Genomic DNA, 24,716 nt, shown 5'->3' with positions numbered 1-24,716 from the left:
GGAACGCTTCGCAGCTCCCGCAGCCACGCCTCATGCCTTGCCTCATGCCTTCCGGTCCGCCGGTGTCCGGCGGACCCGCACCGCCTCAGTCCTCGGTCGGCGGCTTTGCCGCTTCGGCGGCGCGGCGGTACTCGGCGTTTATGCGTTGCGCCTCTTCGAGCTGGTCTTCCAGGACGACGATGCGACAGGCGGACTCGATGGACGTGCCCTGGTCGACCAGTTCGCGGGCGCGGGCGGCGATGCGCAATTGATAGCGGGAGTAGCGGCGGTGTCCGCCCTCCGAGCGCAGGGGGGTGATCAGACGGGCTTCGCCGATGGCGCGGAGGAAGCCCTGGGTCGTGCCGAGCATCTCGGCGGCCCGGCCCATCGTGAAGGCGGGGTAGTCGTCGTCGTCAAGTCGGCCGTACGAGTCGTCTGCTGTCACTGGCACCTCTCTTGTGGAACGCATGGAGGGGCCCTGATGCCGTACGGCACCAGGGCCCCGAAGGAACTACTACACCACCTGCCGGTCCTGATACTGCTACTGCACCGGCATTCTGTGTCCGCGTGCCCGACCTGGCTGCTGTCGGGATTGCGGGGATCGCGGTTGCTTGACCGGGGACCACCTCACTATCGATGTCCTGCGGTACCCGGGCTCGTTGCTCCGGCCCGGGCGATCCTGATGGCGTGGGCTCCTCCGTTCTTCCCTCGGTGATCGACTACTTGCTTCCCGGTGCGCGCGTCCGCAGCCGACGCCTTCACCGAGGTACCGCTCTGTCACTTCACTGCTGGGTACTGCTGGGTACTGCTGGGTACTGCTGGGTACTGCGAACTGCACTCACGGGACCGCACCTTCCATGACAGTGGTCCCGCTCCGGCGGCCCCTCGTTGCGGGCCACCCGGTCCGGCCGTCAGTCCCGTCGCCGTCCTGCAACAACCCTGGCTTCGAAACTCCACCGCCGCACCGTCCTGCGAACTACATGCACTGCCGGCAGTTCTTCTCTGCCAGGCCCTGCTGTCTCTCTGGGTACGAGAGAAACCATAGCCACGCCACCACCCAATGTCTACTCCGGCGAACAGAGATTTTCGCGTGTCCCGTGAAGAGGTAATCGGCCTTGTCGGAGACATCGGACGGGCCCGTGGCCAACCGGCTCGCCAGAACGACCGTGGTCGCCCGCCAGGTCTCCTGGGGGAGGGCGGCGACTGTCCGTCCTGCTCGACAGCGGGAACGGTGGGGGACGGGCCGACTCGTGATTAGGATCGGCTTTCATGTCGAAGCCTGACGAGCTGCTCGTTGACGTCGCCGCGCTGGTGGAGTCCGGGCACAGCAATCAGATGTCCCTGACTGTGGTCACCGGTGGCGCTGTCATCACCGGTCGGCTGGCCCCCGAAGCCGTGTGGCGGCAACGGGTGGCGGAAGTCCTGACGGACTCGTCCCGCCTGGGCGAGTTCTCCGCCATGTTCACCGCGACGACGCGGGAGGAGGGGCCGCCCGAGTATCTGCACTTCCATATGGCGCGGATCCTCCAGGGCGCGGTGGGGATCCCGGAGACGGGTGGGATGTACCGCGTCTCGATCGCGGAGGTCAGCGCCTGGACCGTGGGCGACTTCAGCTACTCCGACCACTGACCTCGCGCCGCACGGAGGAACTCAGGAACTCACTGGTACAGAAGAGGGCCCGACCGGCGTGTGCCGGTCGGGCCCTCTGGGCTGTTCGGTCGTCCGCGTACGTTTCCCCCGGCCGAACGATCAGCCGAACGATCAGCCGGACGAGGCGCGAACAATCAGGCGGTCGGAGGGACCACCGGGCCGCCGAGCATCACGGAGGCGTGCTGGTGCGGGCTGAGGGCGCGGGTGGGCGCGCTCGGCTGGGGGAGGCCGTGGCAGGTGAAGCCGAGCTTGGTCATGGCCCGGACGACTTCGTCGGCACTGAAGTCGCGGCGGTCCTGGCGGGTGATGACCTGGCCGACCTGCTTGACCGGGTAGGTACGGCGGCCGATGGTCACGGACTCGCCGACGACCTCCTCGGGCTTGATGTCCTTCATGGAGTCCAGGACGCCGTTCCTGGTGAGTTCGAACGGGAAGCGGGCGATGACACAGCGCACGATGCCTCACAGGGATCAGAGAGAAGGGAAGGAGTTGTTCCGCCGGGCGAGAGGGTTCAGAGGGCCAGGGCGGGGACGCCCGACGCGCCGGCCTGCTCGTCCCCGGCGGACGGGGCAGCGGGCCGACGGAGGTGAGTGGCGTGCTCGGCCACCAGGGTGGCGGGCGAGGTGTGCGGCCCGTGCTCCCCGAGGATGTCGCGCAACTGGAGCCGGTCCGTGTAGGCGGAGCTGATGCGGACGGTGGTGAGCTGGGCCTGGGTGACCAGTCCGGTGCACAGGCCGTCATCGTCGCAGACCCTCAGGTGTCCGGTCCTGTCGCTGGCCATGACGGACAGGGCCACCTCGACGGTCATGTCGTCGCAGACCTGCGGCCCGGCCGTGTTCATGGTGTCGAACGCCGCCTCGGCCACGGGGGTGGCGTTCGCCGAGGGCGGCTGCAGCTGGATCAGTGTCACGACGTACCTCCTGCAGAGATGGGTCAGCTTCCGGATCACGCGGTGTTCAGGCCGCCGCGTCGAAGGCGGAGTTCCGCCCGCTCGCGCGCCGGGCAGCCGCAGCGGGGCTGCGTCGACCCCGGGAGGCCGTGCCGCGCTTGCGCCGCTCGGGTGCCGGCGCGGTGATCGTCACCGGGATGCCGGAGGGGGTGCGGGCGCCGGTGATCCGGTGGAGCGCCTCCTCGCCCGAGCGGACCTGGGTGGACCGGGGCACGATGCCGGCGGCCGCCATGAGACGTGTCATGTCGCGGCGCTGGTTGTTGGTGACCAGGGTGACGACACTGCCGGACTCACCGGCCCGCGCGGTGCGGCCGCCGCGGTGGAGGTAGTCCTTGTGGTCGGTCGGCGGGTCCACGTTCACGACGAGGTCGAGGTGGTCGACGTGAATGCCGCGCGCCGCGACGTTCGTCGCGACCAGGACGGTCACATGCCCCGACTTGAACTGGGCGAGGGTGCGGGTGCGCTGCGGCTGTGACTTGCCTCCGTGCAGGGCGGCGGCCCGGACACCGCTGGCGAGGAGGTCCTGGGTGAGGCGGTCGACGGCGTGCTTGGTGTCCAGGAACATGATCACCCGGCCGTCGCGCGCCGCGATCTCCGTCGTCAACCGGTGCTTGTCGGCACCGTGCACATGCAGGATGTGATGCTCCATCGTGGTGACCGCCCCCTGGGAGGGATCCACGGAGTGGACGACGGGGTCGGTGAGGTAGCGACGGACCAGAAGGTCGACGTTACGGTCCAGGGTCGCGGAGAACAGCATGCGCTGGCCCTCGGGGCGGACCTGGTTCAGGAGCGCGGTGACCTGCGGCATGAAGCCCATGTCGGCCATCTGGTCGGCCTCGTCCAGGACGGTGATCGCGACCTGGTTCAGTCGGCAGTCGCCGCGGTCGATGAGGTCCTTGAGGCGACCGGGGGTGGCCACGACGACTTCGGCGCCGCCCCGCAGCGCGGTCGCCTGACGGCTGATCGACATCCCACCGACGACGGTGGCCAGGCGCAGCTTCACCGCGCGGGCGTACGGGGTGAGGGCATCGGTGACCTGCTGGGCGAGCTCCCGGGTGGGCACCAGGACCAGGGCCAGCGGCTGACGGGGCTCGGCGCGCTGTCCGGCGGTGCGGGCCAGCAGAGCCAGGCCGAAGGCGAGAGTCTTGCCGGAGCCGGTCCGGCCGCGGCCCAGAACGTCACGGCCCGCCAGAGAGTTCGGCAGCGTCGCGCCCTGGATCGGAAACGGCGCGGTGACGCCCTGCGCGGTGAGGGTGGTCAGCAGGCTCCTCGGCATGTCGAGGTCGCTGAACACGTCGACTGCGGGCAGTGCCGGAGTGGTCGTCTCGGGCAGGGCGAACTCTCCCTGCATCGCGGCGGGCCGTCGGCCACCCGAACGGCTCGGACCTGCCGAACGGTTCGGACCCGCCGAACGGTTCTGGGCGGACGAACGGTTCGGGGTGGACGAACCGAAGCGACTGCCCCGGGTCGAACCAGCAGGGGAGTCGTACCCGGAGCCGCCGCTTCGGCGGGCGCGGGAGGAACGGCTGTTCGTGTTTGTGGGGTTCATGAAGAACCTTCCTTGATACGGCACGCATCAAGGAATTCCCGGCGTAGGAGCAGCGCGGTGAATCCAGGCACGGACCGAATGGAATGCGAACGTGAATCACGGGAAATCCGTGTCGACGTAAGCAGAAGTGGAGGATGGCGTGCGAAAAGAATCCGGTGCATCGCCGGGCACGTCTCCGAAGTGGGTGCGCCCCTCGACAGTGTGCTGCAGAAAAGCGTGTAGCTGGGGCCCGCACCCCGAGGGATGCGGGCCCCAGCTACGAATTACGCGTCAGCGTCAGGCGGAAACGATGTTCTCGGCCGTCGGGCCCTTCTGGCCCTGCGCGATGTCGAAGCTGACCTTCTGGCCCTCCTGCAGCTCGCGGAAGCCCTGGGCGGCGATGTTCGAGTAGTGCGCGAACACGTCAGGACCGCCACCGTCCTGCTCGATGAAGCCGAAACCCTTTTCCGCGTTGAACCACTTCACGGTGCCAGTAGCCATGTCATATCTCCTTTGGGCAGTACACCGGAATCCGCACTGTACGGAAACCGTGTCGCCGCGATGATGCCCGCCCGGAAAATGACCGGAAATACAAAGCGCTTCCCTGTGGCCTGAAGGCCGACCGGAGGCGCTTGAAGTTTTTTTGGGTACCAAAACTGCAACTGAGTCCGACAGTAGCACGCCGCGGCGGATTGTGCGTGTCACATTTAATTCCCGTGCGCGCTGCGGCAGGAACTCTCCCGGTAAGGGCTGTCAAAGTCTGAGACCGCCGACACAGATATTCATTTACCTCGGGCATGTCGCTACCGGACCCGAGAATGCCGCGCGTGCCATGTCGAACATGCCGCGGTTGCCGCAGGGCCCGGTACGCAGCAGGGCCCGGGACGGCAGCAGGGCCAGAACCGCGCGTCGTGGTTCCGGCCCTGCTGCGTGCGGTGCCGCCCCCGGCGGCGGTGGTCAGCTCTGTGCGTTGCCGTCACCCGTCTGCCCGGCACCGTCGGCCGCGCCGGCCTTCTCGCGCATCTTGCGCACCAGCTCCGCCTTCCGGTCGGCGGCACCCTGACGGTCGAGGTTGCGATGCGGGCCGTTGTTCTGGCGTTCGGCGCGGGACAGCCTCTTGCGCTGGCCGCCGCCCATGCCCACAGGGTTGTTGATGTTCTTGCTCACGGTCATGGGTTCTCCGGAATGAAGTGAAGTGATCTAGCGATTGAACGGTGCGGAACGGGCGTGGCGATGCCGAGGAACGTCAGCAGAGGCCCGGCCCGGACAACAAACAAGGCCCTGGTCTCCGACCAAGGCCTTCGTCATGGAGCGGGTCACAGGGGCGAAGTGGTAGGGGCGTGCGTTGCGTTGCCCAGGGGCGCGGCAGTTGTTCAGATGGCGGCCGAGAGCACCTTGACCGCAAGGGGCCGGTAATCGTCCTCGCTCGCCTCCGCGACGTACCCAAGTGCCCCCAGCATGCAGAGGATCGTCGACGCCATTCGTTCCTGAATGCGACCCGCTGCCGCGATCACCGGGTCATCGAGTCGTTGTCCCCGGAGAGCCTCGATTGTTGCTTCCCGGAGGGAAGGGTGTCCCTCCCAGTGGAGCCAGATGCCGCCTGCGGCGTCGTCGAATTCATCCACTTCGACTCTCAGCCCGCCGACCGACGTTTCCCGATGCTGATTCTGCTGGCCGGATACGACGAGCCCGGACCGGGCCAGGTCCGCCGCAACCGCTGCGGCGAGCCCCCGGAGGCGGTCGGCTTCGCTTGGCGCGAGTGGCCGCAGCCCCCATTCGTTCTCTTCCGTCACGGCGGACACGGTACAGCCGAGGCCGGTGGAGCCACGGGGCCGGACCCCTTTGTGCGGGTGTGACTGCTCAGGCGGACGGTGCACCCCGCACATGGCGCACCAGCTGTTCGAGCGCGTGCCAGCTCTCGGCGGTCTCTCCGTCCCCGAGCGGGTAGTAAAAGCCGGGGCGGGCGTCCGGCCCCAGTCGCACCGGGCGTTCCTCGAGAGGTGTTCTGCTCGCGGTATCGCGCCCTGCCTCCCGGACCTCCTCGGGACCCAGTACGAAGGCGTAGGGCAGTGGTGGGTCTTCGAAGTGGGGTGGGGTGCTCAGGTCTTGGCGTGCCGCGCGGAGTTGGCACAGCATGGTCTTCAGCCCGTGCCGGGTCACCAGGTCGTCGGCCAGTTCCGGCAGTGCTTCCAGGGGCGGCTTCTCGTCGGGTCCGTAGCCCACTGTGAGGGTGATGTCCTCCTCGACGCCTTCCGGTGTGCGGATCACGCGCAGGGTGGCGAGGGCGGGACGGTCCGGGGCGCCGACGACCACCGTCCAGGTGGGCTTCGGGGCACGCCCGTACGCCAGCTCGGTCAACTGCCGTTTCGACCAGGACAGACCAGCCGGTTCCGATGTTCCCCAGCCGGTCGGCGGGCCGCCCGCCAGCGCCTGCCAGGCGGCTTCCAGCGCGCCGCCGAGAACGAGGTCCGCCCTGGGAGCGTGCAGGGTACGGAAAGAAACGACGAGCTGACGCTCGCCGCTGGGCCGAACCTCTGCGAAGGCGTCCGCCACCAGGGTCTCCCCGTTCTCATCCCGGACCGGGGAGAAGGCGTCGTCCTGCCAGCGCAGCACTGCGCCGGTCAGTCCGTCGTAGTAGCCGCACCGTTCGTCCTGGACCACCCAGCGCGAGGAGGTGGACTGCAGCAGCGTGCGGGTGGGCAGGGAGAGCCGGCTGTGCGGCGGGGTGACGATCTGAAGGGACCGGTCGCTGTCCACGGTGGCCCGCAGTGCCTCGGAGAGCCAGCTGGTCATGGGGACGACCGGCCGGTCCTGGAGGACAACGGCAGCCTTGTCGGTGAGCATGTCGACGGCCGGCTGGGCAGCGGCGGGAGCCGGTACGGCGGTGATGCCGGAGACATCGACCGGGCTGGCCGCACCGACGGTGCCGTGGGCATCCGACGGCCAAACCCTGCCGCCCAGAAGCAGGGTCAGCCGGGCTGCGAAGGCACCCGCGAGCTGTTCGGCCTGGGGAACCCCCGCGGCGGCACGGGCCTCGACCCACCACGCCGGACCATCGCCGGACGGCTCGAAGCGGGGCCCCAGCAGCCGAGCCGCCTCCCCCCGCGCCTGGAGCAGCAGCGGCACCTCGATCGAGACGAGCGGCCGCCCCCCGGCATCACACAGCTGGACCACGGCCCCCTCACCGGCAGTCTCGACCAGCAGATCCGGGCCGCCCGCGAGCAGGCCGGCCAGCACACTCAGCGCATCCGGCATGCGCTCGGTGAGCGCGATCACGTCCTTGGTCATGCGATGTCCCCCAGGTCATATGTGGTCGGCCGCCGTCCGCAGCGTCGAGCGCTGTCTGAACCAGCCAGGTCGCGTTGCCCGGGCGCCACGAGCGTGCCGCGCCCGGGCGGCGGTGTGCCCGGGTACATGCCGGGAACAGTACGAACGCGTGGTGCGTCACGTCGTCGGAGTCGTCCATCGGCCGGCCGTCGAAATTTGTGCCGAGCAATTCACGATATGTGTGCACGGGCCGGCTCCTCTGAATCCCCCGGAATTCGTTGCCCGCTGAGCTGCTCGTCCTCGAAGCGAGAACGAGCGGCTCAGCGAAACCGGTCACACACGTGAAAGCCATGGATTCCGGAAGGGCGCCCGCTCTACTGCTGGAGGCTCCCCGGAGCGGTCACCTCGACCTGGCCACCCCGCTCGCCGATCCACGCCTCAAGTTCCGCACCGGCCAGCTCCCGGGAGGATTCGCCACTGAAGACCGTGATCGGCCCGAAAACGGTACCCGTCAGGCCACGTACTACCGTAGCGTCGTCGACTGTGACCTTGAAGGTGTTCTGAAACAGGACCGCGTTGGTCAGGTCCGCTCCCCTCATATCGACGCCGAAGAGCGAGGCCCCCATGATCTGCGTTCCTCTGAAGCTCGCTCCCGATGCGTCGACCCCTTGCAGTGAAGCGTTGATCATGTCGGCACCGTCGAGCCGCGCCGAACGGAGCACAGCCCCGTCAAGATTCGCCCTGACGAGGTCGGCGCCAGTCAGATCCGCACCAGTGAGGTCCGCCGACTGAAGGTCGGCGCGGTAGAAGATCGCTCCCGCGAGCCGCACACCCGCCAGGACCGCCTGGGTGAACCACGAGTTCGAGAAGTCTCCGCCCGACAGGTCCGCACCTCGGAAGTCGTGCCCGACGCCGAAAAGGCTGTAGCCCTCCTCCGTAAGCCACTCCTGCAACTGGTGCGTCGCCTCAGGGTCGGCTGGGAGCGTCTTCGGCTTCCAGTTCTTATGGGTACCAGATGACATGATCTCCCCAACCATGGCTTTCAATAATTCCCTTGATGCTGTCGATCGCCGCTTGATCCGCGTTCCGAATGTCGACAATGACGACACGATGCTTTTCGGCAATCTGCTCTGTGAATGTATTCACCCAGGTCTGGGCATGCCTAGCCGGGTTGTATGCGCCAGGGAACGGCTGGGCGAGCATGGCCGGATTGCGCACATTGTTGAATGGAGGCCAGAACGAATGGACGCCTTTGATGTCATAGTACTTGCCGGTGGTTTCGGAGTAGAACTCTCCCCTATCGGCTAGCTCCGGACGGCGGATGTCCTTCGGAAGACGTCCGCTCTCCCGAAGGTCGAGGCCGACCCGGGCCTCATCCATGGATTTGTCATCGATCTGATTCCTGTGATCCGGGTCGTGCTTCAGGTGATCGAATTCTTCCGGAGACCGCTTCTCCACTTCTTCCAGATGGCCCCAGTGCGCTGCCTTTTCCTCCGCCGTCAACTCCGGAACCGGCTCGTTCACACGATCTCCGGGCGTCGTGCCCGTCTCACCCGAAGTATCCGATGTTCCTGTTCCCTCGTCCCGCGTATCCCCGCCGGGCGGGTGCTTCTCCACCTGGCCATCGGCACCGTCACCGGATCCGTGATCGGCGGAACCGGACGCAGAGTTGTCACCATCCGCGTCGCTGCCGTGAGCTCCGTCGCCGCCATGGTGGTTTTCCGAGTGGCGGCTCGCGCCCGCACCCGGGGTTTCGCCATGGCCACCGCCGCTGGAAGGCGTGTACGAACCTGCGGCGCTGGCCGAGTCTCGACCGGTCGTCAGGTGGTCCGCGGTGTGGCCGCCCGTGGGCGGTGTGTGGTGTGTGCCACCGCCATCCGTCAGGTGGGAAGCACCGCCCGGGTGCGCCGAGTCGGTCGGGTGGCTCGCCGTGTTCTCCGCGCGGCCGGGTCCGCCCGCGCCCTCGAGCACCTTCTCCTCGCCGGGTATGGTCTCGTGCGTGTTGGGCAAGTCGTCCTTGTGCGGCTCCGGGACGGGGTGGGTATCGGGAACGACATTGCCGTGCTCGTCCCTGATGTACGCGTCGTCGCCGATGATGCGCTTGTTGCCCGCGTGGTCGATGTATTCACGGCCGGGAGACGGAACCCCGGTGGGTGCGTTGCGGGCCATGTCGTCGATACCGGCCTGGCTGGCCTTCAGGCCCTCCATGAAGTCGCCGACCTTGAGCTTGGTGACACCCGCTGCCTTGCCCAGGTAACTCATCGGGTCGACGAGCACGCCCGCCTTCCCCAGCGCTGTCACGGCCTCCGCGCCCACACCCAGCTTTCCGGCTTTGCCGAGTTTGAGTAACGAGCCTGAACCGAGCGTCGCACCGTTGAAAAGCACCGCCCCGACCGCCCGTGAAGGATCCTTGTCCCACTCGTCCCATGCGACCAGCGACTTGCTGAAGTTACGCAGAACCGCCTTCTGCTTCTCGCGGTCACTGTGGTCGACCGGACCGAACATCTTGTCCATGGCCCAGTCGTAGGGCGTAATGAGGTAGGCGCTGACACCTCCAAAGGTATTGCCAATGCTTGACCAGGTGTTCTTGAAATTATCCCAGTCGAACACGTTGACCATGCTTCCCAGGCCCTTGAGGGTGCCCCAGACGCCATCGACGAAGAACCCCTTCAGTCCGCCGCCGACGTGGTCCTTCGTCCACTCCCACGCGGCCCGGAGACCCGTGTATTCACGTTCGTCGACCGTTCCCCAGGGTGTTTCCGTGGCGTCCTTGACGTCGCTTTCCTTGAAGCCGTACATGCCGGCCTTGTGTGACCCGTCATCGATTACGAAGCGCGTACCGCCCACCAATGAAGTGATCTTGTTGGCCGCATCACGCTCGACGCCCTGGAACGCCACCCATGTCGTGCCGACCTCACGGACAAGACGCGCGTTCTCGTCGATCTTGTCCTGATCCTTCTGCCAGTCGTCGTCTTCCTTGTTCTCCGCGACGAATCTCTCCGCATCCTCGCGGAGCTGCTTCATCTTGGTCACCAGTGGACGGGCAGTCGACGCGAACTCCGTCAACGCACCACTGACCGACTCCAGCTTTTTCGCGAACTCATCCGCCCCGTCCCGGACCGGGATGGTCGAATTAAGTAACTCTTCCTGCTCGGGAGCGTCATAGACCGCGTCCAGAGCTTGGAAAGCGTTGTGAGTGTCCTTGCCCGTGCCACGAATGCTGGAGGCGGTCGTCTTCAGTGAAGTCGCCTGCGTCTCCAAGGTCTCTAGATCGCCTGTGAAGGTCGGAATCTTCTCCAGGTCAATCATTTTTTGAGGCCCTTCAGCTCTTCCGGAGTCGGAGCCTTCGAATACTGCTCCTGCTTGTTCCTCGCCATCTCCAAGTCGCCCTTGATGTACTCCTCAGTGGCCAAGCGCGCCCCGGTGATGGATTTCCCCGTCCGGACGGCAAGGAACTTCAAGTCGCCGCTCGTATGGTTCTGGAACTCCTGCAGCGCCTGAGCCACGGGACCGAACGCACCGCCCTTGGGGATTTCGGTCCCGCCCAGAACCATCGTTCCCGCACTCGTCGCGGCCCCCAGCAGGCCTTCGCCGTACGAGGTGAACTCTTCCTCGAACTCACCACCGACCTCGCCTGTCCTGCTCAGAACTCCGCGAACACCATCCGGCTTGATGTCCCACTTGGACACGGTCCCCCCGCTCCGTAAACGTCTCTTTCCAGTGCCCCGGCGTCCGCCGATGGCTCCGACGGCGGCCGTGGCCCTGACCGGCGGCTGGTGCGCCGTGCCGTTGCTGTACCCCAACGTCGAGCGCGCGATGGTCAAGCAGGTGTCGTCACCATCCCGTGTCAGTCGTCGGTCCGGTCAACATCGCTTGATCACACCGCACTTCACGAGCTGGACTCCGCCGCTTCCCGGGGCCCGCCGTCCGGTCGCCATGGCCTGCACCGGTGCGTCATGTCTATCAACAGGGCATTACCACTTGCAAAGTGGATAGAGGAACGTCCACATACCTTTTACCGTAGCAATGGTATTCATGAGGGAATCAGCCACCGCTGCAATGAGTTTGCGGCAAATTGCGGCTCGGCCGGACAGATGAGCTGCCGCGCCCGGCAGGGACGATATGGCGGCTGACCTCGGCGGGAGTCGGGCATCGCGCCGGCCACCGTGACCGCTCCCCGTGTCGGCAAGCACAACGTGGTCGCAGGCGGGCTGCTCGTGGCGACCGTCGGCTACGCCACGCTGACTGCGCTCCAGGCCGACTCGGGAATCGGCCGCCTCGTCAGCGGTGTGGCCGTCGTCTTGGCCGTCGTCACCGAGGTGATCCTTTCCGCCGCGCCCCCGGAACGGGTCGGGGTGGCCTCGGCTCTCGCCGAGACCTCGGCCGAATTCGGTGGTGCCCTGGGCATCGCACTCCTGGGCAGCATCGGCACCACCGTCTACCGTTCGGAACTGTCCGCCACGGCTCCCGACGACCTCACGCCCGAAGCGCTGGGGGCTGCGAAGGGTGCCCTCGGCGGCGCGGTCGAGACCGCCGCAGCCCTCCCGCCGGGCATCGTGAACTGCCTGCGGAGTGCGGCCTTCGACACCTTTGCCCGGGAGGTCGGATCGCCTCGGTGATCAGCGCCGTCCTGATGGCCGGGGCGGCGATCCTCGCTGCCCTCCGAGCGAACGAACCATGGCCCCGCCCGTGCCGGAGAAAGGGCGCGAGGCTGTCCGAAGGGCTGGACAACGACGGAGCCCCAGGTCGCTGACCTGGGGCTCCGTGGAAGAGCGGGTGACGAGAATCGAACTCGCGCTCTGAGCTTGGGAAGCTCATGTTCTACCATTAAACTACACCCGCGAAAGCAGCCCGCCCGATCGGCGGCTACCGTCGCACACTGTACCCCATGCCAGGTCCCCGGCGTTTGAGCCGTGGGGCCTTCTTGGTGTGAGGGGTGGGTGGACGCGGGTGCGGGGGGCGGGAGTTGGGGCGTAGCGTGGGGGGTCGGAGTGCCGCGTGGAGCGGCGTCCCGTTCATCCCCTAATGTGGCGGTCTCGTCCACGGTTTGGTTGGGGAAGGGACTTGATGGACTCCATGGAGCGCACCGTCGTCCGCTGTGCCGAAGGGCACGTTTTCGCTACCGCTACGTTCCCGATGCAGCAGCTCGGGGCCGGGCGGATCGGTCCGGGGCGGCTCATCCGCTGTCCGCGCTGTGCGCGGCTGCGGCATGCCGTGCCCGTGGTTTCGGTGCGGCGGTAGCGGTTGACGGCAGGCGCGCGGGCGGACCTGATTGGGGTGGGCCCGCGCGTTCTGCGTATCCTCGGGACGTGCTTCTCTCAGATAAGGACATCCGGGCCGAGATCGACGCCGGACGTGTACGCATTGATCCGTTCGACACGTCGATGGTGCAGCCGTCGAGCATTGATGTGCGGCTCGACCGCTACTTCCGGGTGTTCGAGAACCACCGCTATCCGCATATCGACCCGGCCGTCGAGCAGGCCGATCTGACCCGCATGGTCGAGCCGGACGGGGACGAGGCCTTCATCCTGCACCCCGGTGAGTTCGTGCTGGCCTCGACGTACGAGGTCGTTTCGCTGCCGGACGATATCGCCTCGCGGCTGGAGGGGAAGAGTTCGCTGGGGCGGCTCGGGCTGGTGACGCATTCGACCGCCGGCTTTATCGACCCCGGTTTCTCCGGGCACGTCACGCTGGAGCTGTCGAATCTCGCGACGCTGCCGATAAAGCTGTGGCCGGGCATGAAGATCGGGCAGCTGTGCATGTTCCGGCTGAGCTCGCCGGCGGAGTTCCCGTACGGCTCCGAGCGGTACGGGTCGCGGTACCAGGGCCAGCGCGGGCCCACCGCTTCGCGTTCTTTCATGAATTTCCATCGGACCCAGGTGTGATGCCCCGTGAGCGGTGACATGAGCGTTGACATGAGTGGTGCCGGGACGACCGACGAGCGCGAGAACCTGACCTACGAGGGGTTCGGCCGCGCGGTGCGTGAGCTGGCGCAGGCCGTGGCGGACGACGGGTTCGAGCCCGATGTGGTGCTCAGCATCGCGCGCGGCGGGGTCTTCGTCGCCGGTGGACTGGCCTACGCGCTGGACTGCAAGAACATCCATCTGGTGAACGTGGAGTTCTACACCGGCGTGGGTACCACGTTGGAAATGCCGGTCATGCTGGCACCGGTTCCGAACGCGATCGACTTCTCCGACAAGAAGGTGCTGATCGCCGACGACGTCGCCGATACCGGAAAGACGCTGAAGCTGGTGCACGATTTCTGCATCGATCACGTCGCCGAGGTGCGCAGCGCGGTCATCTACGAGAAGTCGCATTCGCTCGTGAAGTGCGAATACGTGTGGAAGAAGACCGACAACTGGATCAACTTCCCGTGGAGCGTGGAGAAGCCCGTCGTACGGCGCAGCGGGCAGGTTCTCGACGCCTGAGTCGCCCCACGGTGTGGATGAACGGCTGAAGCCCCGGCACGGGAAGTGCCGGGGCTTCAGCCGTTCGTCCCCGGGCGGGCCGGGGCTGTGTATCAGAGCGTGCCGAGCTTGATGATCGACAGCAATGCGATGAGCTGGATCGCGGAGGCGCCCAGTGCCTTCGGCCACGGCAGGTCGTGGGATTTGCTCACCATCGAGGTGAAGAGCGCGGCCGAGGCGAGCCAGGTTGCCCAGCCGAGAATCTGGACCAGGGAGTTCTCGCCGCCGAGGAAGAGCGCGAATATCAGGCGCGGCGTGTCCGTGATCGACATGATCAGCATCGACAGGCCCACGGTCGGCTGCCAGGCCCCGTCGCCGCCGAGCTGGCGGGCGAGCGTGTGGGTGACCATGCCCAGGACCAGTCCGCCGAGGACGAAGCCGACGCCGGTGATGATCACGTACGGCACCGCGGTGGAGATCGTCGCGTGGATCGCGTCGTCGCGGGCCTGGTCGAAGCCGAAGAGCGCGAGCAGCCCGTACAGGAAGGTGACGATGAGCGCCGGGCCCCAGACGGGGTAGTCGCGCATCTGCCAGAACGTCGGTCCCGGGCGGAGCACGATGCCGCTGAGCAGCTGCTTCCACGGCAGCCGGGGGCCCGTGGGCTGGGCGGGGGCCTGGCCGGCGCGGTAGGTGTCGCCGGGGCCGTACGGGTCCTCGCCGATGCTGAAGGCCTGGGTGTGGCCGGGGGCGTCGGCGTACGGGTCGCCCGGCTGCGGGGAGCCGTGGGGGTGGTGCGGATTCTGGGGGTGCTGGGGCTGCTGGTACGGGTCGCCGAAGTACTCCGGCTCACCGTGGCCGCCACCGTGGCCGCCGCCGTGCCCGTAGCCGCCCTGGCCGCCGCCGTTGCCGTACCCCGGCTGGCCGCCGTTGCCGTAGCCGCCGTTGTTGTACGGGGGCGGGGCCGCGTTGCCTCCCGCCGGGGGCCATGACTGCTGACCGTACGGCGGTGGTGCCTGTGTGCCGTACGGCTGCTGCCGCGGTTGCTGTTGCGCCTGCTGCGGGGTGCGGTTGTCCCGGCCGCGTCCGATCCTGAATCCAGCCACGTCACTGAACGTACCTGGTCCGGGCCGGGACGGTCAGAGGGCCTGGGGTGCGGGCCCGCCATTGCGGCCGAGCTGTGACATCCCCTAGGGGAACCCCGGGGGGCCTGCCCCGGGCCGGAAAAGGCGGCAGCGGCCGGTCCCGCCCCCGAGGCGGATCCGGCCGCTGCCGACGCGCGGTCCGTACGGAACTACTTCACCGGTTCCGGCTCCGGAGCATCCTCCGACTCGGCCTCCCCGGCGGGGTCGGCCGGGGTCTTGACCGAGTCCAGCAGCAGCTGCGAGACGTCGACGACCTGGACCGACTCCTTCGCCTGGCCGTCGTTCTTCTTGCCGTTGACCGAGTCGGTCAGCATGACCAGGCAGAACGGGCAGGCGGTGGAGACGATGTCCGGGTTCAGCGAGAGGGCCTCGTCGACGCGCTCGTTGTTGATGCGCTTGCCGATCCGCTCCTCCATCCACATCCGGGCGCCGCCGGCGCCGCAGCAGAAGCCCCGCTCCTTGTGGCGGTGCATCTCCTGCTGGCGCAGACCGGGGACCTTGTCCATGATCTCGCGCGGCGGGGTGTAGATCTTGTTGTGGCGGCCCAGGTAGCACGGGTCGTGGTACGTGATCAGGCCCTCCACCGGGGTCACCGGGATCAGCCTGCCCTCGTCGATGAGGTGCTGGAGCAGCTGGGTGTGGTGGATGACCTCGAACTCGCCGCCGAGCTGCGGGTACTCGTTGGCGATGGTGTTGAAGCAGTGCGGGCAGGTCGCGACGATCTTCTTGGCCGACTTGGCCTTCTTCGTGGAGTCGTCTTCGTCGTCCTCGCCGAACGCCATGTTCAGCATCGCGACGTTCTCCTGGCCGAGCTGCTGGAACAGCGGCTCGTTGCCCAGGCGGCGGGCGGAGTCACCGGTGCACTTCTCGTCGCCGCCCATGATCGCGAACTTGACGCCCGCGATGTGCAGCAGCTCCGCGAAGGCCTTGGTGGTCTTCTTCGCCCGGTCCTCCAGGGCGCCGGCGCAGCCGACCCAGTACAGGTAGTCGACCTCGGTGAGGTCCTCGACGTCCTTGCCGACGATCGGGACCTCGAAGTCGACCTCCTTGGTCCACTCGACGCGCTGCTTCTTGGCCAGCCCCCAGGGGTTGCCCTTCTTCTCCAGGTTCTTGAGCATCGTGCCCGCCTCGGACGGGAACGCGGACTCGATCATCACCTGGTAGCGGCGCATGTCGACGATGTGGTCGATGTGCTCGATGTCGACCGGGCACTGTTCGACACAGGCGCCGCAGGTGGTGCAGGACCACAGGACGTCCGGGTCGATGACGCCGTTCTCCTCGACGGTGCCGATCAGCGGGCGCTCGGCCTCGGCGAGGGCCGCGGCCGGTACGTCCTTCAGCTGCTCCTCGGACGCCTTCTCCTCGCCCTCCATGGTCTTGCCGCCGCCGGCCAGCAGGTACGGGGCCTTGGCGTGCGCGTGGTCGCGCAGCGACATGATCAGGAGCTTGGGGGAGAGCGGCTTGCCGGTGTTCCAGGCGGGGCACTGCGACTGGCAGCGGCCGCACTCGGTGCAGGTGGAGAAGTCGAGGATGCCCTTCCAGGAGAACTGCTCGACCTGCGAGACGCCGAAGACGGCGTCGTCGGCCGGGTCCTCCCAGTCGATCTCCTCGCCGCCCGAGGTCATCGGCTGGAGCGCGCCGAGCGCCGTCGCGCCGTCCGCGTTCCGCTTGAACCAGATGTTCGGGAAGCCGAGGAAGCGGTGCCAGGCGACACCCATGTTGGTGTTGAGCGAGACGGTGATCATCCAGATCAGCGAGACGCCGATCTTGATCATCGCGACGAAGTAGATGAGGTTCTGCAGCGTGCCCGTCGCCAGCCCCTTGAAGGCGAGCACCAGCGGGTACGAGACGAAGTACGACGCCTCGTAGCCCTCCACGTGGTGGATCGCGCCTTCCAGACCGCGCAGGGTCAGGATCGCGAGGCCGATGGTGAGGATGACGTACTCGACGAAGTACGCCTGCCAGGCCTTGGAGCCCGCGAAGCGGGACTTGCGGCCGGCCCGGGAGGGCAGGTTCAGCAGCCGGATGGCGATCAGCACGAGGATGCCGACCGTCGTCATCAGACCGATGAACTCGGTGTACATCTCGAACGGGGCCCAGTCGCCGATGATCGGCAGGACCCAGTCGGCCTGGAAGAGCTGCCCGTACGCCTGGACCAGGGTCGGCGGCAGGGTCAGGAAGCCGATGGCGACGAACCAGTGCGCGAAGCCGACGATCCCCCACCGGTTCATCCGGGTGTGGCCGAGGAACTCCCTGACCAGGGTGATCGTGCGCTCTTTGGGATGATCGGTGCGGCTGCCTGCCGGAACCGGTTGGCCGAGCTTGACGAACCGGTAGATCTGCGCGACGGCTCGGGCGATGAGCGCAACGGCGACGACGGTCAGCACCAGCGACACGATGATCGCGGCGAGTTGCATTTGGGGGCTCCTCGGGCCTGCGAGGGTGGGACCCAGTGTCGATGAGCGGATACTGGGATCATCTGCGATTACTAAGCAGTAACTTAATGAGTCTGTGCTGACACTACCCACTTATTCCGTCGCTCTGTAGCCGGACAGGCGGTGATCTGTGTCGCTCACCCGTACCCGTGCCGGTACCTGTTCTCCGCGGGCGTGCCCGCGCGTGCGCGCTCGCGGCCGCGCGCGCCTCGTCGCCCGCGTCGATGTTCGTACCCGCATCGTTCCCTCTCGATCGGAAGTTCGGTAATCGGGGTGGGTGCTCTGTCGTGATTTCTGCATTTTGTGACAGAACGATCCCATGGGGCGATGATGGGGGAGGGGTGGCGGTGTCGGGGGTGAGGGGTGCTGTGCGCCGTGCGGAGGGGTGAATGACGTGGGGGCCGTGCACGATAGTTGAGTCAGGTCGACTCAGGTCTGTTGACAGTGGGATGGGTGTCGTGCATCCTTGAGTCAGTTCCACTCAAGTAGTCAAGCTGGAGGAATCGAAATGGCACGTGCGGTCGGCATCGACCTGGGCACGACTAACTCCGTCGTCAGCGTTCTGGAAGGCGGCGAGCCCACCGTCATCACCAACGCCGAGGGCGCCAGGACCACGCCGTCCGTCGTCGCCTTCGCGAAGAACGGCGAGGTGCTGGTCGGCGAGGTCGCCAAGCGCCAGGCAGTGACGAACGTCGACAGGACGATCCGTTCCGTCAAGCGCCACATGGGCACTGACTGGAAGATCGACCTGGACGGCAAGAGCTTCAACCCGCAGCAGATGAGCGCCTTCATCCTGCAGAAGCTGAAGCGCGACGCCGAGGCGTACCTCGGGGAGAAGGTGACCGACGCGGTCATCACCGTCCCCGCGTACTTCAACGACTCCGAGCGCCAGGCCACGAAGGAGGCCGGCGAGATCGCGGGCCTCAACGTCCTGCGCATCGTTAACGAGCCGACCGCCGCCGCCCTGGCGTACGGGCTCGACAAGGACGACCAGACGATCCTCGTCTTCGACCTCGGTGGCGGCACCTTCGACGTGTCGCTCCTGGAGATCGGTGACGGCGTCGTCGAGGTGAAGGCCACCAACGGTGACAACCACCTCGGTGGTGACGACTGGGACCAGCGCGTCGTCGACTACCTGGTGAAGCAGTTCGCCAACGGGCACGGCGTGGACCTGTCCAAGGACAAGATGGCTCTCCAGCGTCTCCGCGAGGCCGCGGAGAAGGCGAAGATCGAGCTCTCGTCCTCGACCGAGACCACGATCAACCTGCCCTACATCACGGCGTCCGCCGAGGGCCCGCTGCACCTGGACGAGAAGCTCACGCGCTCGCAGTTCCAGCAGCTGACCGCGGACCTCCTGGACCGCTGCAAGACCCCGTTCCACAACGTCATCAAGGACGCGGGCATCGCGCTCTCCGAGATCGACCACGTCGTTCTCGTCGGTGGCTCCACCCGTATGCCGGCCGTCGCCGAGCTCGTCAAGGAGCTGACCGGTGGCCAGGAGGCCAACAAGGGTGTGAACCCGGACGAGGTCGTCGCCATCGGCGCCTCGCTCCAGGCCGGTGTCCTCAAGGGCGAGGTCAAGGACGTCCTGCTCCTCGACGTCACCCCGCTGTCCCTCGGTATCGAGACCAAGGGCGGCATCATGACCAAGCTCATCGAGCGCAACACCACGATCCCGACCAAGCGGTCCGAGATCTTCACGACGGCCGAGGACAACCAGCCGTCCGTGCAGATCCAGGTCTACCAGGGCGAGCGCGAGATCGCGGCGTACAACAAGAAGCTCGGCATGTTCGAGCTGACCGGTCTCCCGCCGGCCCCGCGCGGCGTCCCGCAGATCGAGGTCTCCTTCGACATCGACGCGAACGGCATCATGCACGTCGCCGCGAAGGACCTCGGCACGGGCAAGGAGCAGAAGATGACCGTCACCGGCGGCTCCTCGCTGCCGAAGGACGAGGTCAACCGGATGCGTGAGGAGGCCGAGCAGTACGCGGAGGAGGACCACCGCCGCCGCGAGGCCGCCGAGTCGCGCAACCAGGGCGAGCAGCTCGTCTACCAGACGGAGAAGTTCCTCAAGGACAACGAGGACAAGGTCCCCGGTGACGTGAAGACGGAGGTGGAGACCGCGCTCACCGAGCTGAAGGAGAAGCTCAAGGGCGAGGACACCGCCGAGATCCGTACCGCCACCGAGAAGGTCGCGGCCGTCTCCCAGAAGCTCGGCCAGGCGATGTACGCCAACGCCCAGGGCGAGGGTGCTCCGCAGGGCGAGGGTGCCCAGCAGGCCAAGGCCGACGACGACGTCGTGGACGCCGAGATCGTGGACGACGAGAAGGACTCCAAGGGCGGTGCGGTGTGACCGAGGAGACTCCGGGCTTCGAGGAGAAGCCCGACGTCCCCTCCGGCGCCACCCCTGAAGGAGCCGAGCCGAAGGACGCCAAGCCCTCCGCGGAGGAGGAGGCGTCCCCGGCCGGGGACGGAGTGCAGACAGTCGGCCTGACGGCCCAGCTGGACCAGGTCCGCTCCGCGCTCACCGAGCGCACCGGCGACCTCCAGCGGCTCCAGGCCGAGTACCAGAACTACCGCCGCCGCGTCGAGCGGGACCGGGCCACGGTCAAGGAGATCGCCGTGGCGGGCCTCCTGTCCGAGCTGTTGCCGGTGCTCGACGACGTCGGCCGCGCCCGGGACCACGGCGAGCTGGTGGGCGGGTTCAAGTCGGTGGCCGAATCCCTGGAGACGGTCGTCGCCAAGCTGGGCCTGCAGCAGTTCGGCAAGGAGGGCGAGCCCTTCGACCCGACGATCCACGAGGCCCTGATGCACTCGTACGCGCCGGACGTCACGGAGACGACCTGCGTGGCGATCCTGCAGCCGGGGTATCGGATCGGCGAGCGCACCATCCGCCCCGCGCGGGTGGCGGTCGCCGAGCCCCAGCCGGGGGCGACCCCGGCGGCCGCCAAGGAAGAGAAGGCAACCGACGAGGAGAGCGGTGGCACCGAGGAGGTCTGACATTCCGTCCGACCACCTCGGGGCCCACCGCCCGGCCATGCGACCGGCCCACGCGCCGGCCGCATGGCCGATCGTCCGGAAGGAGGGACGTCGATGAGCACGAAGGACTTCGTCGAGAAGGACTACTACAAGGTCCTCGGCGTCCCCAAGGACGCCACCGACGCCGAGATCAAGAAGGCGTACCGGAAGCTCGCCCGCGAGTTCCACCCGGACGCCAACAAGGGCGACGACAAGGCGGAGGAGCGCTTCAAGGAGATCTCCGAGGCGAACGACGTCCTCGGCGACAGCAAGAAGCGCAAGGAGTACGACGAGGCCCGCGCCCTCTTCGGCAACGGCGGCTTCCGGGCCGGCCCCGGCGGCGCGGGCGGCAACTTCAACTTCGACCTGGGCGACCTCTTCGGGGGTGCCCAGGGCGGCGGCGGCCAGGGCGGTGCCGGCGGCTTCGGCGGCGGCGGCCTGGGCGATGTCTTCGGCGGCCTGTTCAACCGGGGCGGTACGGGGACGCGGGTGCAGCCGCGGCGCGGCCAGGACATCGAGTCCGAGGTGACGCTCAGCTTCACCGAGGCGGTCGACGGGGCCACCGTCCCGTTGCGGATGTCCAGCCAGGCGCCCTGCAAGGCGTGTTCCGGCACCGGTGACAAGAACGGCACCCCCCGGGTCTGTCAGACCTGTCTCGGCACCGGCCAGGTCTCGCGCGGCTCCGGCGGCGGTTTCTCGCTCACCGATCCCTGCGTGGACTGCAAGGGCCGGGGCCTCATCGCCCAGGATCCGTGCGACGTCTGCAAGGGGTCCGGGCGCGCCAAGTCCTCCCGGACCATGCAGGTCCGGATCCCGGCGGGCGTCTCGGACGGCCAGCGGATCCGGCTGCGCGGCAAGGGCGGTCCCGGCGAGCGCGGCGGTCCGGCGGGCGACCTGTACGTCGTGGTCCACGTCGACGCCCACCCGGTCTTCGGCCGCAAGGGCGACAACCTCACGGTCACCGTCCCCGTCGACTTCACGGAGGCGGCGCTCGGCGGCGAGGTGAAGGTGCCCACGCTCGGCGGACCTCCGGTCACCCTGAAGCTGCCCGCCGGCACGCCCAACGGGCGTACGATGCGGGCCCGTGGGAAGGGCGCCGTGCGCAAGGACGGCACCCGGGGCGACCTGCTGGTCACCGTGGAGGTGGCGGTCCCCGAGGACCTCGGCGACGAGGCCCGGGAAGCGCTGGAGGCGTACCGCCGGGCGACCGCGGGCCACGACCCGCGGGCCGAACTGTTCCAGGCCGCGAAGGGAGCTTGAGGTGGACGGCCGACGACGCAATCCGTACGAACTGACCGATGAGACACCGGTGTACGTGATCTCGATCGCGGCCCAGCTCTCGGGACTCCATCCGCAGACCCTGCGCCAGTACGACCGCCTCGGCCTGGTCTCGCCCGACCGCACGGCCGGGCGCGGCAGGCGCTACTCGGCCCGCGACATCGAGCTGCTCCGCACGGTGCAGCAGCTGTCGCAGGACGAGGGGATCAACCTCGCCGGCATCAAGCGCATCATCGAGCTGGAGAACCAGGTCGCCGCCCTCCAGCAGCGCGTCGCCGAGCTGTCGGCGGCCGTGGACGGCGCGGCGCAGGCGATGCAGCAGCGCGAGGCCCAGGTGCACGCCTCGTACCGGCGCGACCTGGTGCCGTACCAGGACGTGCAGCAGACCAGCGCGCTGGTGGTCTGGCGGCCCAAGCGGCCGAAGGGCTGAGAACGGGGCCGCGCGACGGCGCGACAGCCGGAGAAGGGCCGGGAGGCGTCCTGAGGGACGGCTCCCGGCCCTTCGGCCGTTCCGGGACGCCCTTTGTGCGGCAGGGGGTCCGTACGGGCGGTCAGGAGTCCTCTTCGAGGATGCCGGAGCGGGCTATCAGATAGCCGAGCTGGGCCCGGCTGTTGCTGCCGAGGGCGGCGGCGAGCTTGGCGACGTGGGCGCGGCAGGTGCGGACGTTCATACCGAGCCGGCGGGCTATGGAGTCGTCCACGTGCCCCTCCACCAGGAGTTGGGCGATGGACCGCTGGACCCCGCTGATGCCGAGCGAGGTCGGCTCGTACTTGACCTCCTCGCACAGCGGCGCCGCCCTGGTCCAGAACTGTTCGAACACGTTGACCAGGTAGTGCACGAGTCCCGGGTTGCGGAGCTCCAGGGCGATCTGGTCGTCGTCGCTGGCGGGTATGAACGCGACGGTCCGGTCGAACACGATGAGGCGGCCGATCAGCTCCTCCAGCGTGCGTATCTCGACGTTGGCGTCGTCCATGCGCTCCGCGTACGCGAGGGTGCTGGGGCTGTGGCGCACGGTGTGCTGGTAGAGCGTGCGCATCCGGACGCCCCGGTGGACGACGGACAGGCCCCGTTCCAGCGACTTGATGAGGCGGTCCTCGCTCCGCCCGCCGCCGGGCTGGACGGTGAGCACTTCGGTACGGCACTCTGCGGTGGCGAGGTCCAGTGCCGCGTTGATGCGGTTCACGCCTTCCAGCACCGTGATGGCATTGGTGGTGGGCGGCCCCACGGTGCTGATGTCCATGAACGGCTCGAACGATTCCGTCAGCTCGACCGAGTGCCGGCGCCGCTCCAGGATCTCGCGCTCTATGGGGTGCAGATGCTGCGCGAGAGCGGTGGACGGCGGAACGGGGCGGAGCCAGGTCGGGTCGTCCGGATCGGGATGAAGCAGCGCGAACTCCATGAGGCAGGGAGCCGGTTCCACTTCGACGCGGGCGATCCGTCCCAGTCGCAAAGCGCTGGCGTAAAGGCGTGCTCCGGCATCGCACAGTTCGGTGATCCCGTGAGGATGTGTCGGCTTTGCGTCACTTGTAGTCATATCGTCACCCCCCAGGTTCCTGAACATGCAAGAACATGATGCATCCACTCGGTGGTGCTCGCGTGCCCAGGTGAGACATCGTCTTAAGTGCGGGGGAGAAGAATCCACAAGTGAGGACGAAGCCGACTATGTATAAGCGAATGCATCGCTCGGCGCTTGCCGTCTCGTTCGTCGCGGCCCTGGGGATCGGGCTGCTGGGCGGCAGCGACATTGGCTGGAGCGAGGACCGTGCCGCCGGCGGCGACATCGGCTGGACCGTCCAGGCCACCGACATCGGTTGGGTCGCGCCTGCCACGTCGTCCGACATCGGCTGGGTCTCGCCCGCGAAGTCGTCCGACATCGGCTGGGTCGCCCCCGCCACGTCGTCCGACATCGGTTGGGTCTCCCCTGCGGGAGCGTCCGACATCGGCTGGGTCTCGCCCGCGAAGTCGTCCGACATCGGCTGGGTCGCGCCCGCCACGTCGTCCGACATCGGCTGGGTCGCCCCCTCCGTCACGGCCCGTACGAGCGCATGACCATCCCGCCGGACGACCGGACCTTCCGACGGGAGATGGCCACCGCCTACCGATCGGGCTGGCACTTCATCGACCTCGTCACCGCCGTTCCCCACCGTGGCGACTCGTTGATGGTCACTCTGTTCGGCGACCCGATCGTTGTCGCACGCGAAGAAGACGACGAAGTACGCGCCTACCGGTGTCTCCGCAAGCCGCGTGGAGCTCCGCAGCCCGTCCGCTGCGCGATCCGGTACGACATGATCTTCGTGAACCTCGACCGGCGTGACCACCAGCTGTTCGAGCCAGAGACTATTTCCGCCACCCCCCGCAGTGCCTGAGCGATCCCCCGTCGTTCCATGTCGCTCAGTCACTCCCCCACACAACGGCGCCATCGTGACCTGAACACGATGGCGCCGTTGTGCTTTTCCCCGGCGGCTCCCGGACGGCTCCGGGGTGCTCCGGGGTCCGGGCCGGTCAGGCCCTGCCGAGCGCCCGGTCCACCGCGATCTCGATGACGATCCGTTCCGGGTTCGGCCTCGGCGTACGCCCGTAGCGTTCCGCGTAGCGGCGTACCGCCTCGGCCACCGCCTCCGGCTCCGTGCGCACCGTCGCGCGCCCCTCCAGCGTCGCCCAGTGACGCCCCTCGATCTGGCAGACGGCGACCCGTGCCCCGTCCGGGCCCGCGGCCAGGACGTTGCGCGCCTTGCGGGTGTTCCGGCCGGTGATGATCCGGGCCAGCCGCGCCTCGGGGTCGTACGTCACGCCCACCGGCACCACGTGCGGGGTGCCGTCGGGGCGCGGCGTGGTCAGGGTGCACACGTGCCGCGCGCGCCAGAAGGCGAGGTACTCGGGGCCGGGGTTCGTCACGTCGACTGCCATGGGGCAGACCCTACGGTGCCCGCCGCCCCGGCGTTCCCGGCCGGGCGGGGGCCGGGGCTGCGGTGGCGGGTGGCCCGCGCGGCCGGTTCACTCGGAACAGCGGATCCGTCCGGTAGGGGCACGGAAGACCCCCGAATCAAGTTGAGTGGAGTGGA

25 protein-coding genes and 1 tRNA gene are annotated in these 24,716 nt (G+C 67.8%); 10 read left to right on the top strand and 16 right to left on the bottom strand.

What is annotated here, in order from left to right; translation table 11 throughout:
* Positions 1 to 85: 85 nt before the first annotated feature.
* Positions 86 to 424, bottom strand: coding sequence for a MerR family transcriptional regulator (locus ACF08W_RS24860; RefSeq protein WP_352275767.1), 339 nt, complete (start codon positions 422 to 424; stop codon positions 86 to 88).
* Positions 425 to 1,248: 824 nt separating this feature from the next.
* Here ACF08W_RS24860 and ACF08W_RS24855 point away from each other — a divergent pair.
* Complete coding sequence (locus tag ACF08W_RS24855) at positions 1,249 to 1,608, top strand: hypothetical protein (protein WP_352275766.1); 360 nt, start codon at positions 1,249 to 1,251, stop codon at positions 1,606 to 1,608.
* Positions 1,609 to 1,763: 155 nt separating this feature from the next.
* Here the strand turns inward: ACF08W_RS24855 and ACF08W_RS24850 are convergent, their stop codons facing one another.
* The 10 genes from ACF08W_RS24850 to ACF08W_RS24805 all read right to left on the bottom strand — a co-directional run bounded on the left by ACF08W_RS24850 (position 1,764) and on the right by ACF08W_RS24805 (position 11,062).
* Complete coding sequence (locus tag ACF08W_RS24850; RefSeq protein WP_352275765.1) at positions 1,764 to 2,084, bottom strand: SCO5918 family protein; 321 nt, start codon at positions 2,082 to 2,084, stop codon at positions 1,764 to 1,766.
* Between the two features lie 56 nt (positions 2,085 to 2,140).
* The gene (locus ACF08W_RS24845) at positions 2,141 to 2,539 is read right to left on the bottom strand and encodes a hypothetical protein (protein WP_385203241.1); all 399 of its coding nucleotides are present in this window, start codon (positions 2,537 to 2,539) and stop codon (positions 2,141 to 2,143) included.
* Positions 2,540 to 2,585: 46 nt separating this feature from the next.
* A complete protein-coding gene (locus tag ACF08W_RS24840; protein WP_385203244.1) occupies positions 2,586 to 4,127 on the bottom strand; it encodes a DEAD/DEAH box helicase in 1,542 nt (513 codons plus the stop codon).
* Between the two features lie 276 nt (positions 4,128 to 4,403).
* Positions 4,404 to 4,607, bottom strand: coding sequence for a cold-shock protein (locus ACF08W_RS24835; RefSeq protein ID WP_123453305.1), 204 nt, complete (start codon positions 4,605 to 4,607; stop codon positions 4,404 to 4,406).
* A 456-nt stretch (positions 4,608 to 5,063) separates the two neighbouring features.
* Positions 5,064 to 5,279 (bottom strand): DUF6243 family protein, encoded by a 216-nt coding sequence (locus ACF08W_RS24830; protein ID WP_385203247.1) that lies wholly within the window; start codon positions 5,277 to 5,279, stop codon positions 5,064 to 5,066.
* Between the two features lie 200 nt (positions 5,280 to 5,479).
* Positions 5,480 to 5,899 carry a hypothetical protein gene (locus ACF08W_RS24825; RefSeq protein ID WP_392280568.1) on the bottom strand — a complete coding sequence of 140 codons (420 nt, stop codon included), beginning with the start codon at positions 5,897 to 5,899 and terminating at the stop codon, positions 5,480 to 5,482.
* Positions 5,900 to 5,966: 67 nt separating this feature from the next.
* Positions 5,967 to 7,394, bottom strand: coding sequence for a DUF6177 family protein (locus ACF08W_RS24820; RefSeq protein WP_392280567.1), 1,428 nt, complete (start codon positions 7,392 to 7,394; stop codon positions 5,967 to 5,969).
* A 353-nt stretch (positions 7,395 to 7,747) separates the two neighbouring features.
* Positions 7,748 to 8,410: a pentapeptide repeat-containing protein gene (locus tag ACF08W_RS24815; protein ID WP_392280566.1), complete on the bottom strand. Its 663-nt coding sequence runs from the start codon at positions 8,408 to 8,410 to the stop codon at positions 7,748 to 7,750.
* Positions 8,376 to 10,682 (bottom strand): hypothetical protein, encoded by a 2,307-nt coding sequence (locus ACF08W_RS24810; RefSeq protein ID WP_392280565.1) that lies wholly within the window; start codon positions 10,680 to 10,682, stop codon positions 8,376 to 8,378. The genes ACF08W_RS24815 and ACF08W_RS24810 overlap by 35 nt, the downstream gene beginning before the upstream one ends.
* Positions 10,679 to 11,062 carry a DUF6507 family protein gene (locus ACF08W_RS24805; protein ID WP_385203262.1) on the bottom strand — a complete coding sequence of 128 codons (384 nt, stop codon included), beginning with the start codon at positions 11,060 to 11,062 and terminating at the stop codon, positions 10,679 to 10,681. Before ACF08W_RS24805 ends, ACF08W_RS24810 begins: the two co-directional genes overlap by 4 nt.
* A gap of 477 nt (positions 11,063 to 11,539) precedes the next feature.
* Here ACF08W_RS24805 and ACF08W_RS24800 point away from each other — a divergent pair, with 477 nt between their 5' ends.
* Positions 11,540 to 11,992: a hypothetical protein gene (locus ACF08W_RS24800; RefSeq protein WP_385203265.1), complete on the top strand. Its 453-nt coding sequence runs from the start codon at positions 11,540 to 11,542 to the stop codon at positions 11,990 to 11,992.
* Positions 11,993 to 12,144: 152 nt separating this feature from the next.
* Here ACF08W_RS24800 and ACF08W_RS24795 read toward each other — a convergent pair.
* Positions 12,145 to 12,215: transfer RNA gene (locus ACF08W_RS24795), tRNA-Gly, on the bottom strand.
* 467 nt (positions 12,216 to 12,682) lie between these two features.
* Here ACF08W_RS24795 and dcd point away from each other — a divergent pair.
* Entirely contained in the window at positions 12,683 to 13,258 is a 576-nt protein-coding gene (dcd, locus tag ACF08W_RS24790; protein WP_352275745.1) for a dCTP deaminase, read from the top strand.
* 30 nt (positions 13,259 to 13,288) lie between these two features.
* Positions 13,289 to 13,801 carry a phosphoribosyltransferase gene (locus tag ACF08W_RS24785; RefSeq protein ID WP_392280588.1) on the top strand — a complete coding sequence of 171 codons (513 nt, stop codon included), beginning with the start codon at positions 13,289 to 13,291 and terminating at the stop codon, positions 13,799 to 13,801.
* 92 nt (positions 13,802 to 13,893) lie between these two features.
* Here ACF08W_RS24785 and ACF08W_RS24780 read toward each other — a convergent pair whose 3' ends face one another.
* Both ACF08W_RS24780 and ACF08W_RS24775 read right to left on the bottom strand, forming a co-directional pair.
* A complete protein-coding gene (locus tag ACF08W_RS24780) occupies positions 13,894 to 14,883 on the bottom strand; it encodes a Yip1 family protein (RefSeq protein ID WP_392280564.1) in 990 nt (329 codons plus the stop codon).
* A 188-nt stretch (positions 14,884 to 15,071) separates the two neighbouring features.
* Positions 15,072 to 17,339 (bottom strand): (Fe-S)-binding protein, encoded by a 2,268-nt coding sequence (locus ACF08W_RS24775; RefSeq protein ID WP_352275742.1) that lies wholly within the window; start codon positions 17,337 to 17,339, stop codon positions 15,072 to 15,074.
* A 526-nt stretch (positions 17,340 to 17,865) separates the two neighbouring features.
* Here ACF08W_RS24775 and dnaK point away from each other — a divergent pair.
* The 4 genes from dnaK to ACF08W_RS24755 all read left to right on the top strand — a co-directional run bounded on the left by dnaK (position 17,866) and on the right by ACF08W_RS24755 (position 22,083).
* Positions 17,866 to 19,710 carry a molecular chaperone DnaK gene (dnaK, locus tag ACF08W_RS24770; protein WP_385203276.1) on the top strand — a complete coding sequence of 615 codons (1,845 nt, stop codon included), beginning with the start codon at positions 17,866 to 17,868 and terminating at the stop codon, positions 19,708 to 19,710.
* Positions 19,707 to 20,357: a nucleotide exchange factor GrpE gene (gene grpE, locus ACF08W_RS24765; protein WP_352275740.1), complete on the top strand. Its 651-nt coding sequence runs from the start codon at positions 19,707 to 19,709 to the stop codon at positions 20,355 to 20,357. Before dnaK ends, grpE begins: the two co-directional genes overlap by 4 nt.
* 93 nt (positions 20,358 to 20,450) lie before the next feature.
* Entirely contained in the window at positions 20,451 to 21,635 is a 1,185-nt protein-coding gene (gene dnaJ, locus ACF08W_RS24760; protein ID WP_385203280.1) for a molecular chaperone DnaJ, read from the top strand.
* A gap of 1 nt (position 21,636) precedes the next feature.
* Complete coding sequence (locus ACF08W_RS24755; protein WP_352275737.1) at positions 21,637 to 22,083, top strand: heat shock protein transcriptional repressor HspR; 447 nt, start codon at positions 21,637 to 21,639, stop codon at positions 22,081 to 22,083.
* A gap of 121 nt (positions 22,084 to 22,204) precedes the next feature.
* Here ACF08W_RS24755 and ACF08W_RS24750 read toward each other — a convergent pair whose 3' ends face one another.
* Positions 22,205 to 23,188: a helix-turn-helix transcriptional regulator gene (locus ACF08W_RS24750; protein WP_385203284.1), complete on the bottom strand. Its 984-nt coding sequence runs from the start codon at positions 23,186 to 23,188 to the stop codon at positions 22,205 to 22,207.
* Between the two features lie 140 nt (positions 23,189 to 23,328).
* Here ACF08W_RS24750 and ACF08W_RS24745 point away from each other — a divergent pair, with 140 nt between their 5' ends.
* Both ACF08W_RS24745 and ACF08W_RS24740 read left to right on the top strand, forming a co-directional pair.
* Positions 23,329 to 23,703 carry a hypothetical protein gene (locus ACF08W_RS24745; RefSeq protein ID WP_392280563.1) on the top strand — a complete coding sequence of 125 codons (375 nt, stop codon included), beginning with the start codon at positions 23,329 to 23,331 and terminating at the stop codon, positions 23,701 to 23,703.
* On the top strand, positions 23,700 to 24,020 hold the full coding sequence (locus ACF08W_RS24740) for a (2Fe-2S)-binding protein (RefSeq protein WP_352275733.1): 321 nt from the start codon (positions 23,700 to 23,702) through the stop codon (positions 24,018 to 24,020). Before ACF08W_RS24745 ends, ACF08W_RS24740 begins: the two co-directional genes overlap by 4 nt.
* 136 nt (positions 24,021 to 24,156) lie before the next feature.
* Here ACF08W_RS24740 and ACF08W_RS24735 read toward each other — a convergent pair whose 3' ends face one another.
* Positions 24,157 to 24,561, bottom strand: coding sequence for a pyridoxamine 5'-phosphate oxidase family protein (locus ACF08W_RS24735; protein WP_385203288.1), 405 nt, complete (start codon positions 24,559 to 24,561; stop codon positions 24,157 to 24,159).
* Between the last annotated feature and the right edge of the window lie 155 nt (positions 24,562 to 24,716).

Source organism: Streptomyces sp. NPDC015144 (assembly GCF_043079735.1).
In the GTDB taxonomy this organism is placed as follows: Bacteria; Actinomycetota; Actinomycetes; order Streptomycetales; family Streptomycetaceae; genus Streptomyces.
The sequence above is the reverse complement of the archived record's forward strand: the minus strand, read 5'-3'. Positions and strand labels throughout refer to the sequence as shown.